Raw genomic sequence first — 16,459 nt, 5'->3', positions numbered from 1 at the left:
AATGCTTGATACTATAGAATTTGCTAATCCTCAGTTTTTTTGGCTGCTATTATTGCTGCCCATTGCTGCGCTTTGGTATTTTTTTAAAAGAAAAGAAGAAACGGCATCACTAAAAATCTCTACTATAAAGGGATTTTCCACCGATAGTTTTTTGCCAAAACTAAAGCCGCTATTATTTGTTTTGCGTTTGTTAGCATTGGCTGCCATTATAACTGCATTAGCAAGACCACAAACTGTAGAAAATTCGTCTAAAACCAAAACAACTAAAGGTATAGATATTGTTATGGCCATAGATGTTTCTTCAAGTATGTTGGCGAGAGATTTAAAACCTAATAGATTAGCTGCATTAAAAAAAGTTGCGGCAGATTTTATTAATAAAAGACCTAATGATCGTATTGGATTGGTTGCTTATGCAGGTGAAGCTTATACCAAAACACCTATTACTAGTGATAAATCTATTGTGCTAAACTCCCTTAAGGAAATTACCTATGGTAGTTTGGAAGATGGTACAGCCATAGGTATGGGTTTAGCTACCGCTGTAAACAGATTAAAAGAAAGTAAAGCATTGAGTAAAGTAATTATTTTACTTACCGATGGAGTAAATAATGCAGGTTTTATAGAACCTCAGACAGCTGCAGAATTAGCTGTAGAATATGAAATTAAAACCTATACCATTGGTTTGGGAACAAATGGAAATGCACTTTCTCCCATTGCCATAAATAGCGATGGTTCATTTAGGTATGGTATGCGCCCTGTAGAAATTGATGAAAAACTTTTAGAGGATATCGCAAAAACTACAGGTGGATCTTTCTTTAGAGCTACCAATAACGAGAGTTTAGAAAGTATTTATGACGAAATAAACAAATTAGAAAAAACAGAAATATCTGAATTCAAATACACAAAATATGATGAAAAGTATCGGCCATTATTACTTTTTGCCTGTTTTATCTTATTGTTAGAGTGGATTTTAAGGCATACTATTTTTAGGAGTTTTATTTAAAAACACTCTTACTAAATACAGTCAAAAAGATATTAGAAAAAAATTGAGGCTAAGCTCATCGCATTTAAATCTTGATTATCAAGTAAAGCAAAAGTTGAAAAAATAAGAATGATTCAGTTAGAAGAAAAAATATATTTTTATTTACTATTCATCATCCCTGTATTGGTGGTGCTTTTTGTGTTGCAACAAATTTGGAAAAGAAGAACACAAAAAAAATTTGGCGATCTAAATCTTCTTAAAAGATTAACCCCAACAAAATCTATTTTTAAATCTACCTTAAAATTAATCCTATTTTTAGTAGCATTAGCCTTATTAATTTTAGGATTGGTAAATCCGCAAATTGGAACAAAACTAGAAACCGTAAAAAGAGAAGGCGTTGATATTGTGTTTGCACTAGACGTATCTAAAAGTATGTTAGCTGAAGATATAGCACCAAACCGTATTGAAAAAGGTAAAAGATTAGTATCAGAAATTATAAACCAATTAGGGAGTGATCGTATAGGAATTATTGCTTATGCTGCGCAAGCCTACCCACAATTACCAATTACTACAGATTATGGTGCTGCAAAAATGTTTTTGCAAGGGATGAATACAGATATGCTATCATCACAAGGTACCGCTATTAATCAGGCAATAGAGCTCGCTTCGACTTATTACGATGATGAAAACCAGACCAATCGTGTTTTATTCATAATTTCCGACGGAGAAGATCATGAAGAAGACAGTACAACAGATGCCGTAGAAAAAGCTGTAGAACAGGGGATTCATATTTACACTATTGGCGTTGGAAAAACAAAAGGCGCTCCCATTCCAATAAAAAGAAATGGTGTAGTAGAAAGCTTTAAAAAAGACATGAACGGCGAAACCGTTATCACCAAACTCAATGAAACTATTTTACAAGATATTGCAGATGATGGTAATGGCGAGTATATTAACGGCGATAATACCAACGAAGCTGTAACCTATATAAAGGAACAGCTTAATAAGATGGATAAGAAAGAATTTGAAGCTAAACAATTTGCAGAATATAAAGACCAATTTCAATGGTTTGTTGGAGCGGGCTTTTTATTGCTATTTTTGGATTTGTTTGTTTTAGATAGAAAAACCAAATGGTTAAGAAAGCTTAATTTGTTTAACGAGAAGAAAAATGACTAACATGAAAAATATATTTTACATCGTACTTCTTTTCTCAAGTTTCGCATTCGCGCAAGAAGATAAAGAGGAAAAAGAAAAATTACGATTAAAAAATTTACAAGAATCCGTTAATTATACATGGGATGGTAATAAAGCACTTTCCGAAAAAGATTTTGTTGATGCTGAAGCAGATTACAGACAAGCAATAGCTAAAAGTGCTGAAAATGCTATTGCACCTTATAATCTAGGCAATGCTTATTATTCCAAAGAAAGTTACGGCGAAGCATTTTCTAGATATAAAATGGCTGGAGAAACCAGTACTAGTAAAGAAGAAAAGCACAAGGCATATCATAATATGGGTAACGTATTTATGAAAGAAAAACAATATGAAAAAGCCGTTGAAGCCTATAAGCAATCTTTAAGAAATGATCCAACCGATGAAGAAACTAGGTACAATTTGGCTTTAGCTCAAGAATTATTGAAGAAAAAGCAAGACGAAGACAAAAAGAATCAAGACAAGGATAAGGATCAAGAAAATAAAGACGATAAAAAGGATCCTAAAGAAGACAAAAAAGAAGGCGATAATAACGAGGACAAGAATAAAGATAAAGGAGACGAAGGAGATAAGAAAGAAGAAAATAAAGAAGGCGACGGCGATAAAAAGCAAGAGGAGAAAAAAGATCCTAAAAAAGGCGATAAGCCAGAAGAGCAAAAAAGTGAGCCTCAAAAAAGACCTAGCCAGTTGTCTCCGCAACAAGTACAAAATCTCTTAGAAGCTATGCAAAATGAAGAGAAAAAAGTACAAGAAAAAATGGATGCCCAAAAAGTAAAGGGAGTTAAAACCAGAAACGAAAAAGATTGGTAATGCAATTACTACTTAAAAAATATTTGGCTTTCATAGGCTTATTGTTTTTCGCATTATTCGTTAATGCGCAAGATGACGAGGTAACTTTTGAAATGTCCGTAAGTAAAAATAAAGTAGGATTAAACGAAAAGCTACGTGTAGATTTTTCTATGAACCGTGATGGTGACAATTTTAATCCTCCAAATTTTAATGGATTTGATGTGGTTTTTGGACCAGGTCAATCTATTAAAAATACCTTTATGAATGGCGTACGGTCTTTCTCTAAAGTGTATTCCTATGTTTTGGAACCTACTGCAAAAGGAAAGTTTACCATAGGCCAAGCCACTATTGTAATTGATGGTAAAACTTATAAATCCTTAACCAAAGAAATCGAAGTTACAGGTGTAGTTGAGAATCCAAATGCTCCACCTTCTGCCGAATCTATTGCTGATGAAAATTTACATTTAGTTGCTGAAGTTTCTAACTCTAATCCCTATTTAAACGAGGCTATTAGTGTTGTTTATAAATTATATGTGAGTGATATTAATGTAACTAATTTTAGACCTATAGACAATCCAACGTATAACAACTTCTGGAGTCAAGATATGCCTGTGAAGCAATATACTGTTGAAGAAGGCACTTATGATGGTAAACCCTACCGATTTGTAGTGCTGAAAAGAGTTGTTCTATATCCCCAAAAAACAGGTAAGTTAGATATTGAGCCTTTAGCGCTTAACGTTTCTTTGGAAGTGCCTTCTGGCAGAAGAGATTTTTTTGGGCGACCTATATATACAGCCACTAGTAAAACAGTATCCGCTGGCAGCAGAACTATCACTGTTAAAGAGCTACCTATTGAAGGTAAGCCTGAAAATTTTAGTGGTGCTGTTGGAGATTTTAATTTTTCAGTAACCACTAGTAAAACAGCATTAAATGCCTCTGAATCTTTACAAGCCATAGTAGAAGTAAATGGTTCTGGTAACCTAAAATTGTTTCAACTACCAGAGCTTAATTTGCCTAGTTCTTTAGAAGTATACGAACCAGAATTTGAAGAAAAGATAAATACATCAATTTCTGGAATGGATGGTAGTGTTAAAAACAATTATACTGTTATTCCAAGTTTTAAAGGCAAATACCCAATCCCAAGTATATCTTTTAGTTTTTTTAATCCAAAAACAGAGCAATACCGCACTATAAATTCTCAAGAAATTTTAATTAATGTATTGCAAGGCCCAGTTAATGGTAATTCATCAACCGCTTCTAATGCTAGCGTAGTTAACAATCGTCAAACGGTAGAAGCAACTGGTGATCAATTTCAATTTATTAAGCTTAAAACCACATTACAACCCGCTAGTGTTTCTTATTTCTTTGGTTCTAAAGCGTACTTTTTGTGGTTATTGCTTCCTTTATTATTAATTCCTATTGCCATATTGTTTGGAAGAAAAAGAGAAGCTATTTTAAGTGATGTAGCGGGAAATAAAATTAAAAAAGCCAACAGGCTAGCTAGAAAATATTTATCTGCTGCTAAAAAAACTTTAGGTAATAAAGACGCTTTTTATGTAGCTCTAGAAAAAGCCCTACATAACTATTTAAAAGCCAAACTTAAAATAGAAACATCAGAGTTTAGTAAAGATAAAATTGCCCAATTACTATCTGAAAAAAAGGTAGATAATACTACTTCTGAAGGTTTTATTGCATTGCTTAAAAATTGTGAAATGGCGCGTTATAGCCCATTTTCTAATGTACAAATGCAAGAAGATTATAATAAAGCTAGTGAAGTTATATCCGCAATGGACAAACAATTGTAAACAATATAAAGGTGAAAAAGCTACAGTTTATACTTATTTTATTCATCAGTTTTTGTGGTTTTTCGCAAAACGAAACACTATTTGAGCAAGGTAATAAGGCTTATAATGAAGGTGCTTACGAAGTTGCAGCAAAAAACTATCTTCAAATATTAGATGGTGGAGAACATTCTGCCGAACTATATTATAATCTTGGCAATGTATATTACAAATTAAACGAGATTGCTCCAAGTATTTATTACTATGAAAAGGCATTATTATTAAACCCAGGTGATGCTGATATAAAAAACAATTTGGCCTATGCTAAAAACATGACGCTAGATGCAATAGAAGTAATGCCTGAAACTGGTTTGGCCAAAATCTATAACAGTGCAACATCGTATTTTTCATTTGAACAATGGGCATACGTTAGTGTTGCTTTAATGATATTGTTTGTTTTCTGTTATTTACTCTATTATTTTTTGAGATATGCTACCTATAAAAGAATTGCATTTGTATCTGGTATAGTATTTTTTTTCCTGGCGTTTGCAACCATCGCAATAACATACTCAAAATATAATATCTTTTCTTCTGATCAGCCTGCTATAGTCTTTGATAAAGAAGTAATTGTAAAGTCGGAACCAAACGATACAAGTGCCGAAACTTTCAGATTACACGAGGGTACTAAAGTTTTAATTTTAGATGAACTTGGTGAGTGGAAAAAAATTAAAATAGCAGACGGTAAAACAGGATGGATATATAATAAAACTATTAAAATATTAAAAGATTTTTAGTTAATTTTTAACATTTTCATCATTACTTTACATATATCTTTGCAAATGTTATGATAGGAATTTCTAAAACTTTAATTCAGAGTTTCTTACTACTGGTTTGGCTTATTGCCTTAACAGCGCCCCCTATTATAACTATGTTAGATTCCGATACTAAAGTTTTAGTTACCAATTTAACTGAAGAGGAACAACATGAATATCCTCAAGGCAAAAAAAACACAGAAACACCAAAGCTTTTTTTTGATCAATTAGAATGCTTTTCTCAAATATCAAAACAACAGTCTCAAAAGATTGCTGATTTTTATATTCTTGGCGTTTCAACCCACACTCAAAAAATACTTCTTCCACCTCCAAAAAAAGAGGTTTAGTAAAACTCGTTAAATCAATTCTTTATTAATCATCCCTATTATATTAAATATTCTAGGGCTAAACTTTTTTGTATGTTTAAAACTTTAAAAAACGACTTGCCTGCAAGTGTCGTAGTATTTTTTGTGGCTTTACCTTTGTGTTTAGGTATTGCCTTAGCCAGTGGTGCTCCACTTTTTTCTGGTTTAATTGCAGGTATTATTGGTGGAATAGTAGTTGGTGGCCTATCAGGCTCAAAAATTGGTGTTAGTGGCCCAGCAGCTGGACTAGCAGCAATAGTATTAACAGCCATAGGTGCACTAGGTGGTTACCAAAATTTTCTTTTAGCAGTAGTTTTAGGTGGTATTATTCAAATTGTTTTTGGAATTCTAAAAGCTGGAGTAATTGGTTACTATTTTCCATCTTCTGTAATAAAAGGAATGCTTACAGGAATTGGAATAATAATAATTCTAAAACAAATTCCACACTTTTTTGGATATGATGCTGATCCTGAAGGAGATTTTGCATTTTTTCAAGTAGATGGTCAAAATACTTTTTCTGAGATTTTTATGGCATTTAATAATATTAGCTTAGGTTCCACATTAATTGCAGTTATTGGGTTAGGTGTTCTACTACTTTGGGATAAAGTATTGACCAAAAAGAGTAAAATCTTCCAAATTATACAGGGGCCATTAGTAGCGGTAATTTTAGGAATCTTATTCTTTGTTTTTACTAAAGACAATGAAACATTTAAAATATCCGCCAAACATTTAGTTAGCGTTCCTATACCAGAAGATGCTGCATCATTTTTAGCACAATTTTCTTTTCCAAATTTTGGTGCAATCACAAATCCAGAAATTTGGATAACCGCATTTACTATTGCTTTAGTAGCTAGTTTAGAAACCTTATTATGTGTTGAGGCTACGGATAAATTAGATCCTGATAAAAATGTTACTCCAACCAATAGAGAATTATTAGCGCAAGGAACAGGTAATATTATCTCTGGTTTAATAGGAGGCTTACCAATAACTCAAGTAATTGTTCGTAGTTCGGCGAATATTCAATCAGGTGGTAAGAGTAAAATGTCTACAATTATACATGGTTTCCTGTTATTAATTTCAGTAATACTTATTCCTAAATTATTAAATATGGTACCGCTTTCAGTTTTGGCGGCTATACTATTTATTGTAGGTTTTAAATTAGCGAAACCTGCTTTATTCAAAAAAATGTATGACTTAGGCTGGAAACAATCTGTACCATTTTTTGTTACGGTATTCGGTATTGTATTTACAGATTTGTTAATGGGTATTGGATTGGGGCTTGCTGTTGGGATTGTAGTAATACTTCTAAAAAGCTACCAAAATTCTCACTTTTTACATATTGAAGACAATAGTAATGGTAAACATAGAATTAAAATGACTCTTGCTGAAGAAGTGACTTTTTTTAATAAAGGAGCTATTTTAAAGGAATTAGATAGCTTACCAAGAGACACCTATTTAGAACTAAACCTACTTAATACACGTTATTTAGATAATGACATTATTGAAATATTAGAAGATTTTTCTATTAAAGCAAAAGAACGAAATATTGATATTAAGTTAGTTTCTAAAAGAGGAATAGTTGAGAATCCTACCAGCTATATTGATTTTTTTAATGAAAGACCAAAGTCTAATATAAGTTTAAGCTAAAAAATCATGAAAAATAATAATAAAATAGTAGTACTAACTGATTTAAAAAAATCCAGTATAAATAATTTAAAAAACACAGTTGCTTTAGCCAAAATGATCAAAGGTGAAGTGCATGTTTTTCACGTAAAAAAATCAATTGATCTTGTTAAAAAAGACAATAATTTATCTGCATTACGCTCTATAAACGACCATTACAAAGAAACTGAAAATAAGTTGAAAGGACTTAAAAGCCTAATCTCAGATCAATTCAATTTTTCCATAGATTACTCTTTTTCCATCGGAAATGTAAATAAAGAAATTGAAACTTTTTTAGATCAAACGAACCCCGATATTATAGTATTGGGTAAGAAAAAGAAAAATGTACTTCGTTTAATTGGCGATAATGTTACTGAGTTGGTGTTAAAAAAGCATCAAGGCGCTATACTAATTGCTGATAAAGAAAATAATATAGAACCAAACAAAGAGTTAGCGATAGGCTTGTTAAATGATATAGAAGAACAATTGGACGTAAAATTTCCTTCTGATTTGGTTAAGTTTACAAAATCGCCATTAAAATCATTTCACATATCAGATTCATATTCCAATAAAACTGAAACATTGAAAGAGAAAAAGACGATAAACTATGTGTTTGAAAAGTCTGATGATTCTATTAAAACTCTTTCTAAATATCTTGCAAAAAACAGTATTAATCTATTGTGTGTAGACAGAGCAACAAATGGCAAAAAGAAATCTTCTGTTCGTAATTATAAAGAACTAATTAAAGAATTACCTGTAAACTTGCTCATATTGGGTAATAAGAATTACAATTTAAACTAATCAATTTAAAAATATATAGCATATGAAAGCACATACAAGAGAAACGCAAGCAACCATGACGCCTGAAAAAGCGCTTCAATTTTTAAAAGAAGGAAATCAGCGTTTTCAAAATAACTTAAAAGCCAATCGTAATTTATTAGAACAGGTAAATGATACGAGCGATGGGCAATTTCCATTCGCGACTATACTTAGTTGTATAGATTCTAGAGTGTCAGCAGAGCTGGTCTTTGACCAAGGTCTTGGCGATATTTTTAGTATCAGAATTGCCGGTAACTTTGTAAATGAAGATATACTTGGGAGTATGGAGTTTGCCAGTAAATTAGCAGGTACTAAACTTATTGTTGTATTGGGTCACACTAGTTGTGGAGCCATAAAAGGAGCTTGTGATCATGCCAGAATGGGTAATTTAACCGCACTAATAAATAAACTTGAGCCTGCTGTTGCCGAAGTAAAGGAACCTAAAGATGAAAGCTTAAGAAATTCGAAAAATTTAGAATTTGTAGATTCGGTATCGGCTAAAAATGTTTTGCTTACTATTGAAAATATTAGAGAGCGAAGTAGAATATTAGCAGATATGGAAAAGAACAAAGAAATTCTAATCGTTGGCGCCATGTATGATATTTCTACAGGTGAGGTTGATTTTTATTAAAATTAACTAAAACATTTTCCTCAGTTATAAAATGGCCTATTTTAAGATAGGTCATTTTTAATAAATAGAGTACCTTAACCAATAATTCTCGTGAAAAAAATGAACCTAAATAACGTATTTGAAAATAATAAAAAGTGGATTAAAGATAAGCTTACCGCTGATTCAAATTATTTTGATAAAATGGGAGAAGGGCAAAATCCTGAATTATTGTACATCGGATGTTCAGATAGTAGAGTAACTGCTGAAGATTTAATGGGATTAGGTCCTGGTGAAGTATTTGTACACAGAAACATTGCCAATATGGTAATTGGTACTGATTTAAATGCCATGTCTGTAGTAGAATACGCAGTAGTACATTTAAAAGTAAACCATGTGGTTGTTTGTGGGCATTATGGCTGCGGGGGTGTCAAAGCCGCCATGCAATCAGCCGATTTAGGTGTTTTAAACCCATGGTTAAGAAATATTAGAGATGTTTTTCGAATTCACAAAACAGAGCTAAATGCTATTACTGATGAAGAAAAAAAATACGAACGTCTAGTGGAATTAAATGTGGAAGAGCAGTGCGTAAATTTAATAAAAACTGCTGCCGTACAAAAAGCATATCGCGATCACGGACTCAAAGTTCATGGGTGGGTTTTTGACATTCATACAGGAGAACTTATTGATCTAAAAATAGATTTTGAAGGAATCTTAGAGAATATCATGGAAATTTATCATCTAGATTAATATAGCTACTTATAAGAATAGTAACCAAAGTAAAACTAAATTATGAAAAATTTATTCTCTAATTTCAAAGGAGATTTATTTGGCGGAGTAACTGCTGGTATTGTTGCGCTACCTTTAGCGCTAGCCTTTGGTGTAAGTTCCGGACTTGGGCCAAGTGCCGGACTTTATGGAGCTATCTTTATTAGTTTCTTTGCTGCATTATTTGGTGGAACAAATACTCAAATATCTGGTCCAACAGCTCCGATGACGGCAGTAAGTATGGTAATAATTGCTGGTATTATTGCAATAAACGACGGCAGCGTAGAACAAGCGTTACCTGCTATCCTTACCGTTTTCTTATTGGGGGGTCTTATCCAAATTGGCCTAGGTTTTATGGGATTAGGTAAATATATACGTTACATTCCCTATCCTGTTGTTTCTGGATTTATGACGGCCATTGGTGTGATAATTATAATTACGCAAATCTTACCAACATTAGGTTACTATCCAAAAGACGATGCTGAGTTTGTAAATAGTTATAAACCAAAAGCGGAAGAACTTATTCTACAAAATATTTTAAAGGAAGAAGCAGGAGAAGGTATTTTAGTTTTGGAAAATTTTGAAGAAACCATTAAAAGATCAGGAGAAATTACTGAAGAAAATATTGCTAAAGAAGCTAAAACTTTGGCAAGCTCAGATACCAAAGGTGCCTTAGGTGCACTTATGGTCATACCTAGAGCACTGCAAAACATAAATTGGTTAGAACTAGCTTTAGCACTTGCCACCATATTAATAATCTATGGTTTTAAAAAAATCACCACTACTATCCCAAGTACCTTAGTTGCGCTTTTAGTAGTTTCAGGAGTCGCATTTGGTTTTGGGTTAAACTATCGCCCAATAGAAACCATACCAGGCGGATTTCCCATACCTAGACTAGAAATATTTACCCAGTTTAAACTCGGATCTATCACGCCCTATATTTTCTCGTCGGTAACTTTAGCACTATTGGGTGCCATTGATTCGCTTTTAACTTCGGTGGTTGCCGATAATATGACCAAAACCAAACATAATCCAAATAAAGAGTTGGTTGGACAAGGGATAGGAAATAGTATTGGTGCAATTTTTGGCGGATTACCAGGTGCTGGCGCAACAATTAGAACTGTTGTAAACATAAACTCTGGTGGAAAAACTAAGCTTTCAGGTATGATAGCGGGTATTTTATTGTTGTTTATTTTATTAGCATTAGGCCCTATCGCCTCTCAAATTCCTGCTGCAGTGCTTGCTGGTATATTGATTACCGTGGGTACAAGTGTAATGGATTATAAAGGCTTAAAGGCTATTCCAAGTTTACCAAAAGATATTAAAATAGGCCCTTTAAAATTAAGCTCAGAAGTTATTGTAATGTTAGTGGTAATGTTATTATCTACATTCTGGAATTTAGTTTACGCTGTTGGGATTGGTTTGGTAATAGCATCTTTAATGTTCATGAAAAAAATGGGAGATTTAACCGCCGAACGTTCCGACGTAAAATCGCTAGAGGAAGAAGAAGCGTGGGCAGATGAATTAGATTTTCCTAAAAATTTAAAAGAAGAAGTATTCATAAAACACTTAAAAGGCCCTTTGTTTTTTGGTTCAACAAGTGAGTTTCAAGCATTAGCCAATCAAATACCAAAAACTGCGTCTACTGTAATTATACGTATGGATAGAATGCAATATATGGATCAATCTGGATTGTACACTCTAGAGGATATTTTAATAGATTTAAAAAAATCTAATATTAATGTCTTATTTGTTGATGTTTTAAAACAACCAAGGTATATGATGGAAAGAGTTGATGTAATCCCAGACTTAATACCCGAAGAGCATATTTTCGAGACTTTTAATGAAAGTTTAAAATGGATTAAAAACAATGTTAAAGACACTTATAAGTCCAAAGAAAGCCATTCTTTAACATAATTATATATTTGCAAAACAATTTTAGAATAAATTATTATACCGGTACTGCTATAAAAGTTTTAAATTTGTCGGCTTAGATTTTTATTATGATTGATAAGATAAAGGAACATATTGCTGAAATTGAGAAGTTTACTTCTGATTCAAAAGAAGCTATTGAAAACCTACGAATTAAATATTTAGGTAAAAAAGGCTTGTTAAATGACTTTTTTGCTGAATTTAAGAATGTTCCTAATGACCAAAAAAAGGAATTTGGACAAACCATCAATCAATTAAAAACAGTTGCTACGGAAAAGATAAATGCTTTAAAAGAAGCATTGGATAACAAAACAGTAGAAACTGGTGTATATGGCGATTTAACAAGACCAAGTGAGCCGGTAGAACTTGGTTCTCGTCATCCTATATCAATTGTAAAAAATCAAATTATTGATATCTTTTCAAGAATAGGTTTTAATGTTTCCGAAGGTCCAGAAATTGAAGATGATTGGCATAATTTTACGGCATTAAACTTACCTGAATACCATCCAGCAAGAGATATGCAGGATACTTTTTTTATACAAACTAATCCAGATATTTTATTGCGTACCCATACCTCATCCGTACAGGTGCGTTATATGGAAAACAACAAACCTCCTATAAGAACAATTTCGCCAGGAAGAGTTTATAGAAATGAGGCCATATCGGCTCGTTCTCATTGTTTTTTTCATCAAGTAGAAGGTCTATATATAGATAAAAATGTGTCGTTTGCTGATTTAAAGCAAACACTACAATTTTTTACAACAGAGCTTTTTGGTAAGTCCGAAATTAGATTGCGCCCGTCCTACTTTCCTTTTACAGAACCGAGTGCCGAAGTCGATGTATATTGGGGACTCGAGACTGAGGCCGATTATCGTATTACTAAAGGTACCGGATGGCTAGAAATTATGGGCTGCGGTATGGTGGATCCTAATGTTTTAGAAAATTGTGGAATCGATTCTAAAGAATATTCCGGATTCGCATTTGGAATGGGTATTGATAGAATTACCATGTTATTACATCAAATAACGGATATTAGACTATTAAGTGAAAATGATGTTCGCTTTTTAGAACAGTTTAAATCTGCTCTTTAATACGTAAAAATTAACGGTGAAGAAAGATATTGAAATACCCGTTGCTAAAGACGTGCACGTTGCCATTGTTCATGAATGGAGTGAAGAGTTCCTTTCCAAAGATTGGAATGCCTACATAATAAATAATAGAACCACACCTATTGATATGGTTTTAATTGTTTCTAAAGGGTATGATGGCACTACAAAAACATCTACCATGCGTCACGGAATTGGGTTTATTGCGCCAAAGTCTTTTGAAAAAATAGAATTGGTGCAAGAAGAAGTGTTTAAGCTAACAAATGAATTCTTTGTTACGTTCTTTGCCGAAGACAAATTGTTTGAAAGAAAATATATATTCCCCAAAAACAGCATCTCAGAAAAAAATCTGACCAGTCTTCCACTGCTAGAAAAAGATGGGATTCTCGCTGAATAAAAACCGTATTTTTTAGTGATTTTATTTACTCACCTTAATCCAAAACCTTTCGCAGCCCACCACGAATGTATTTCTATTTGAAGCCTGCCTGATTTTACCATTGGATCTATATTTGCTAAACTATCAGCAATTTTTATCGTTGGTACATTATAAATGGTAATTCCTCTTATTTCACCGTCATCGCCAAAGGGTCCAGAAATATCTGCGAAGCCTAATTCATACATTCTTCCTAAATGCGCCAAATGCAATTTTTGAAGGCTATCCGCCTCTGTTTTTGATTGATTTCTATTGGGTCCTTTTTTTAAAAAAGCAATAAAGTACTCTTGCATTAAAACTGTGTCTTTGGTCTTCTCATCTACATAATCGAAAATTTGAAACCCCTTTTCTGTTAAGCTTTGTTTTAATTTAGCTGCAGATATATTCGTTTCTTGTACAGGTGTTTCTTTTTTTATAGCAGTACATGCAGTTAATACAAGTGCAATGAATGCTATAATTCCTATATTTTTTGTGCTTACCATAATTTAAAAGGATTTTTACTTAACTGAGAATTATAATATTTTGCAATACCTGTAACTTCCGCTCCAAGCCAATCTGGTTTATTAAAAACCTCATCTTCGGATTGTAATTCAACCTCGGCAATTATTAAACCTGTATTATCTCCAGCAAATACATCTATTTCGAAAGTATGCTTTTCAGATTTTACTTCATACCTAAGCTTTTCTATAATTCCAGGTTCGGCTATTTTCAATAAGGAATCTGCTTCGGCAACAGATATTTCTTTCTCCCATTCAAATCGAGAAAGTCCAGTTTCATTGCTTTTGCCCTTTACAGTAATGTAGCCCTTATTACCCTTAATGCGAATACGAACGGTTCTTTCCGGATTGGTATTTAAAAAACCTTGAACTATGCGTTCTTCTTTATCTGAGTAATTTTTAAATCTTTCAGACTTTACAAGAAATTTACGTTCTATTTCTAGATTAGAATTTTTCTTTTGATTTGTCATTAATATAAATTGTAGAAAGCGATATTAAGGTTATTGCAGTCCAATAAGTTCCTAAAACCAAAATTGGAGAAAGGCTAAAATTATGGATAAATTTTGCGTAAGCCAAAATAGAATCGGATACTAAAAACAAACAGGCTCCAATCGAAATTAGTAAAAACCCATATTCCTTTTTTCCACACATATAGATTTATAGCTTGCCAAGCCATTAAAACAATACAGGTAATATACAGTAGTACTGGTATTAGTAATTCTCCCAAATGATCTTTTAAATTGATAAACACAAATCCTGCTATAATCAGTAAAGGTATTAATGTCTTTATTTTAAAAGCAAAGCCATTTATAATTGAAAAAGAATAGATAAAAAATGCATGACCGATTAAAAAAGACACCAAGCCAAAAATAAAATAAGAATCAAACATTAAAAGAATATCCCCAACTAAACAACAAACTAAACCAATAAGAATACTATTTTTATACCTTCCTAAATTACTTTTAGCGAACAATATTGGAATAAGTATTATCAATAATGTCGAGACTGGTTTAAAGATATAATGTAACATTTTATTGTCAGTATATACCGCTATTATGGCAATAACAACAGATAGTGTAATTAAATAAAGTTGTGTGCTTTTTTTCATGTTCTTTTTTAATATTCCATAAATTTAACTCATGCCTAGCGATTTACCTATCCGAAAAATTATTCATGTAGACATGGATGCCTTTTACGCTTCTGTAGAAGAATTGGATTATCCTACGCTTAAAGGTAAACCTCTAGCTGTAGGCGGTAATGAAATTAGGGGCGTTGTATCTGCCGCAAATTACGAAGCACGAAAATATGGAGTTCGTAGCGCTATGAGTGGTGTTATGGCAAAACGCAACTGTCCTAATTTAATATTTGTTAAGCCTAGGTTTGATCGTTATAAAGAAATCTCTAAAAAAATTAGAGCTATTTTTTATGATTACACAGACTTAGTCGAGCCTTTATCACTAGACGAAGCTTACTTAGATGTAACTGTAAACAAAAAAGGAAATCCTTCTGCTTCGTTAATTGCAAAAGAAATTAGGCAACGTATTTTCGACGAGATTGGCTTAAGAGCTTCAGCGGGTATTTCTATTAATAAATTTATTGCTAAAGTAGCTAGTGATGTCAACAAACCTAATGGTCAAAAAACAGTTAACCCTGAAGAAGTAATTGAGTTTTTAGAGCAGTTAGAAATTAGAAAATTCTATGGCGTAGGTAAAGTGACCACAGAAAAAATGTATAAACTTGGCATTTTTACTGGTTTAGACCTTAAACAAAAATCTGAAGAATTTTTAATTGAACATTTTGGCAAGAGTGGAGGTTATTACTATCAGGTAGTTAGAGGGGTGCATAATAGTGTTGTAAAACCACATAGAATACCAAAATCTGTTGGCGCAGAACGTACGTTTAATGAAAACCTAAGTAGTGAAATTTTTATGTTAGAGCGCTTAGACCATATTGCAACAGAATTAGAGCGGAGGCTAAAAAAGAGCGCCATTTCAGGAAAAACTATTACTTTAAAAATTAAGTACAGCGATTTTTCGCTACAAACCCGTAGCAAAACATTACCTTATTTCGTTGCAGACAAAAGTTTAATTCTAGAGACTGCAAAAGAACTTTTGTATCAAGAAAAAATGGAAAAATCGGTTCGCCTATTGGGTATTTCTCTTGCCAATCTCAACAGCGATAAAAAAGAAAAATCACAAGAAAGAACAACAGTGTCTATGCAACTAAAGTTTGAGTTTTAAATAAAAAGCCTTCTTGAGTTAAATTCAAGAAGGCTTTTTTTAGTTCTATTTTGAATACTATTTTACAATCAAAACATTGTCGGTTGAAGTTGGGTTCAATGGGCAAAAATAAATGTATTCTCCTTTTTCCAATGTTGTTGGATTTGAAGTTTGTTTATCACCTGTTGCCACAGCTTTTGTAACATATGCGGTCTTTATATGATTTTCCGGCTTAGTAATATCTTCTCCTTTTTTTACTAAAACAAAACCTACATCATGACCTACTGCATTATTGGCAATTTCGAATACGTAAGTACCTTCATCCACAGTTATTTTCTTTTGTGTAAACTCCCCTTTGGTTTGCTCAAGTGCAATTATATTATGACTTTTTTGCGCATTTACTGTAAATAATGATCCTACTGCAACGACTAAAACTACTATTAAATTTTTCATGTTTTTATATTTAAATGATTATTGATT

General features: G+C 32.6%; 19 protein-coding genes. 14 read left to right on the top strand and 5 right to left on the bottom strand.

Going from position 1 to position 16,459, the window contains the following annotated elements; genetic code table 11:
* Position 1 precedes the first annotated feature (1 nt).
* From B8963_RS05100 to B8963_RS05040, 13 genes are all read left to right on the top strand, one after another.
* Positions 2-1,000 carry a vWA domain-containing protein gene (locus B8963_RS05100; RefSeq protein ID WP_084060323.1) on the top strand — a complete coding sequence of 333 codons (999 nt, stop codon included), beginning with the start codon at positions 2-4 and terminating at the stop codon, positions 998-1,000.
* Positions 1,001-1,108: 108 nt separating this feature from the next.
* A complete protein-coding gene (locus tag B8963_RS05095; RefSeq protein WP_084060322.1) occupies positions 1,109-2,155 on the top strand; it encodes a vWA domain-containing protein in 1,047 nt (348 codons plus the stop codon).
* A gap of 1 nt (position 2,156) precedes the next feature.
* Entirely contained in the window at positions 2,157-2,999 is an 843-nt protein-coding gene (locus tag B8963_RS05090) for a tetratricopeptide repeat protein (protein WP_084060321.1), read from the top strand.
* Positions 2,999-4,783: a BatD family protein gene (locus B8963_RS05085; protein WP_084060320.1), complete on the top strand. Its 1,785-nt coding sequence runs from the start codon at positions 2,999-3,001 to the stop codon at positions 4,781-4,783. The genes B8963_RS05090 and B8963_RS05085 overlap by 1 nt, the downstream gene beginning before the upstream one ends.
* Positions 4,784-4,794: 11 nt before the next feature.
* Positions 4,795-5,553 carry a tetratricopeptide repeat protein gene (locus B8963_RS05080; RefSeq protein ID WP_084060319.1) on the top strand — a complete coding sequence of 253 codons (759 nt, stop codon included), beginning with the start codon at positions 4,795-4,797 and terminating at the stop codon, positions 5,551-5,553.
* A 50-nt stretch (positions 5,554-5,603) separates the two neighbouring features.
* On the top strand, positions 5,604-5,918 hold the full coding sequence (locus B8963_RS05075; RefSeq protein ID WP_084060318.1) for a hypothetical protein: 315 nt from the start codon (positions 5,604-5,606) through the stop codon (positions 5,916-5,918).
* Positions 5,919-5,990: 72 nt separating this feature from the next.
* Positions 5,991-7,583, top strand: coding sequence for a SulP family inorganic anion transporter (locus B8963_RS05070; RefSeq protein ID WP_084060317.1), 1,593 nt, complete (start codon positions 5,991-5,993; stop codon positions 7,581-7,583).
* Between the two features lie 6 nt (positions 7,584-7,589).
* Positions 7,590-8,399 carry a universal stress protein gene (locus B8963_RS05065; RefSeq protein WP_084060316.1) on the top strand — a complete coding sequence of 270 codons (810 nt, stop codon included), beginning with the start codon at positions 7,590-7,592 and terminating at the stop codon, positions 8,397-8,399.
* Positions 8,400-8,421: 22 nt separating this feature from the next.
* Positions 8,422-9,048, top strand: coding sequence for a carbonic anhydrase family protein (locus B8963_RS05060; protein WP_084060315.1), 627 nt, complete (start codon positions 8,422-8,424; stop codon positions 9,046-9,048).
* Positions 9,049-9,147: 99 nt separating this feature from the next.
* A complete protein-coding gene (locus B8963_RS05055) occupies positions 9,148-9,774 on the top strand; it encodes a carbonic anhydrase (protein WP_084060314.1) in 627 nt (208 codons plus the stop codon).
* A gap of 42 nt (positions 9,775-9,816) precedes the next feature.
* Entirely contained in the window at positions 9,817-11,709 is a 1,893-nt protein-coding gene (locus B8963_RS05050; protein WP_084060313.1) for a SulP family inorganic anion transporter, read from the top strand.
* Between the two features lie 86 nt (positions 11,710-11,795).
* The gene (gene pheS / locus B8963_RS05045) at positions 11,796-12,815 is read left to right on the top strand and encodes a phenylalanine--tRNA ligase subunit alpha (protein ID WP_084060312.1); all 1,020 of its coding nucleotides are present in this window, start codon (positions 11,796-11,798) and stop codon (positions 12,813-12,815) included.
* A gap of 16 nt (positions 12,816-12,831) precedes the next feature.
* Positions 12,832-13,227, top strand: coding sequence for a hypothetical protein (locus B8963_RS05040; RefSeq protein WP_084060311.1), 396 nt, complete (start codon positions 12,832-12,834; stop codon positions 13,225-13,227).
* A gap of 29 nt (positions 13,228-13,256) precedes the next feature.
* Here B8963_RS05040 and B8963_RS05035 read toward each other — a convergent pair whose 3' ends face one another.
* The 4 genes from B8963_RS05035 to B8963_RS05020 are packed head-to-tail and all read right to left on the bottom strand — an operon-like array spanning position 13,257 to position 14,868.
* Positions 13,257-13,745 carry a YciI family protein gene (locus B8963_RS05035; RefSeq protein WP_143312472.1) on the bottom strand — a complete coding sequence of 163 codons (489 nt, stop codon included), beginning with the start codon at positions 13,743-13,745 and terminating at the stop codon, positions 13,257-13,259.
* Positions 13,739-14,230, bottom strand: a complete 492-nt coding sequence (locus B8963_RS05030; RefSeq protein WP_084060310.1) for a CYTH domain-containing protein — start codon at positions 14,228-14,230, stop codon at positions 13,739-13,741. The genes B8963_RS05035 and B8963_RS05030 overlap by 7 nt, the downstream gene beginning before the upstream one ends.
* Positions 14,205-14,411, bottom strand: coding sequence for a lysoplasmalogenase family protein (locus tag B8963_RS16235; RefSeq protein ID WP_084060309.1), 207 nt, complete (start codon positions 14,409-14,411; stop codon positions 14,205-14,207). The genes B8963_RS05030 and B8963_RS16235 overlap by 26 nt, the downstream gene beginning before the upstream one ends.
* Entirely contained in the window at positions 14,311-14,868 is a 558-nt protein-coding gene (locus B8963_RS05020; protein ID WP_084060308.1) for a lysoplasmalogenase, read from the bottom strand. Before B8963_RS05020 ends, B8963_RS16235 begins: the two co-directional genes overlap by 101 nt.
* Positions 14,869-14,899: 31 nt before the next feature.
* Between B8963_RS05020 and dinB the strand changes: the two genes are divergently transcribed.
* Entirely contained in the window at positions 14,900-16,000 is a 1,101-nt protein-coding gene (gene dinB, locus B8963_RS05015; RefSeq protein ID WP_084060307.1) for a DNA polymerase IV, read from the top strand.
* Positions 16,001-16,057: 57 nt separating this feature from the next.
* Here the strand turns inward: dinB and B8963_RS05010 are convergent, their stop codons facing one another.
* A complete protein-coding gene (locus tag B8963_RS05010) occupies positions 16,058-16,432 on the bottom strand; it encodes a plastocyanin/azurin family copper-binding protein (protein ID WP_084060306.1) in 375 nt (124 codons plus the stop codon).
* Positions 16,433-16,459: the final 27 nt, after the last annotated feature.

The organism is Cellulophaga tyrosinoxydans (assembly GCF_900176415.1).
In the GTDB taxonomy this organism is placed as follows: domain Bacteria; phylum Bacteroidota; class Bacteroidia; order Flavobacteriales; family Flavobacteriaceae; genus Cellulophaga; species Cellulophaga tyrosinoxydans.
Note: the sequence above shows the minus strand (reverse complement) of the source record. Positions and strands in the feature narration are given on the sequence as shown.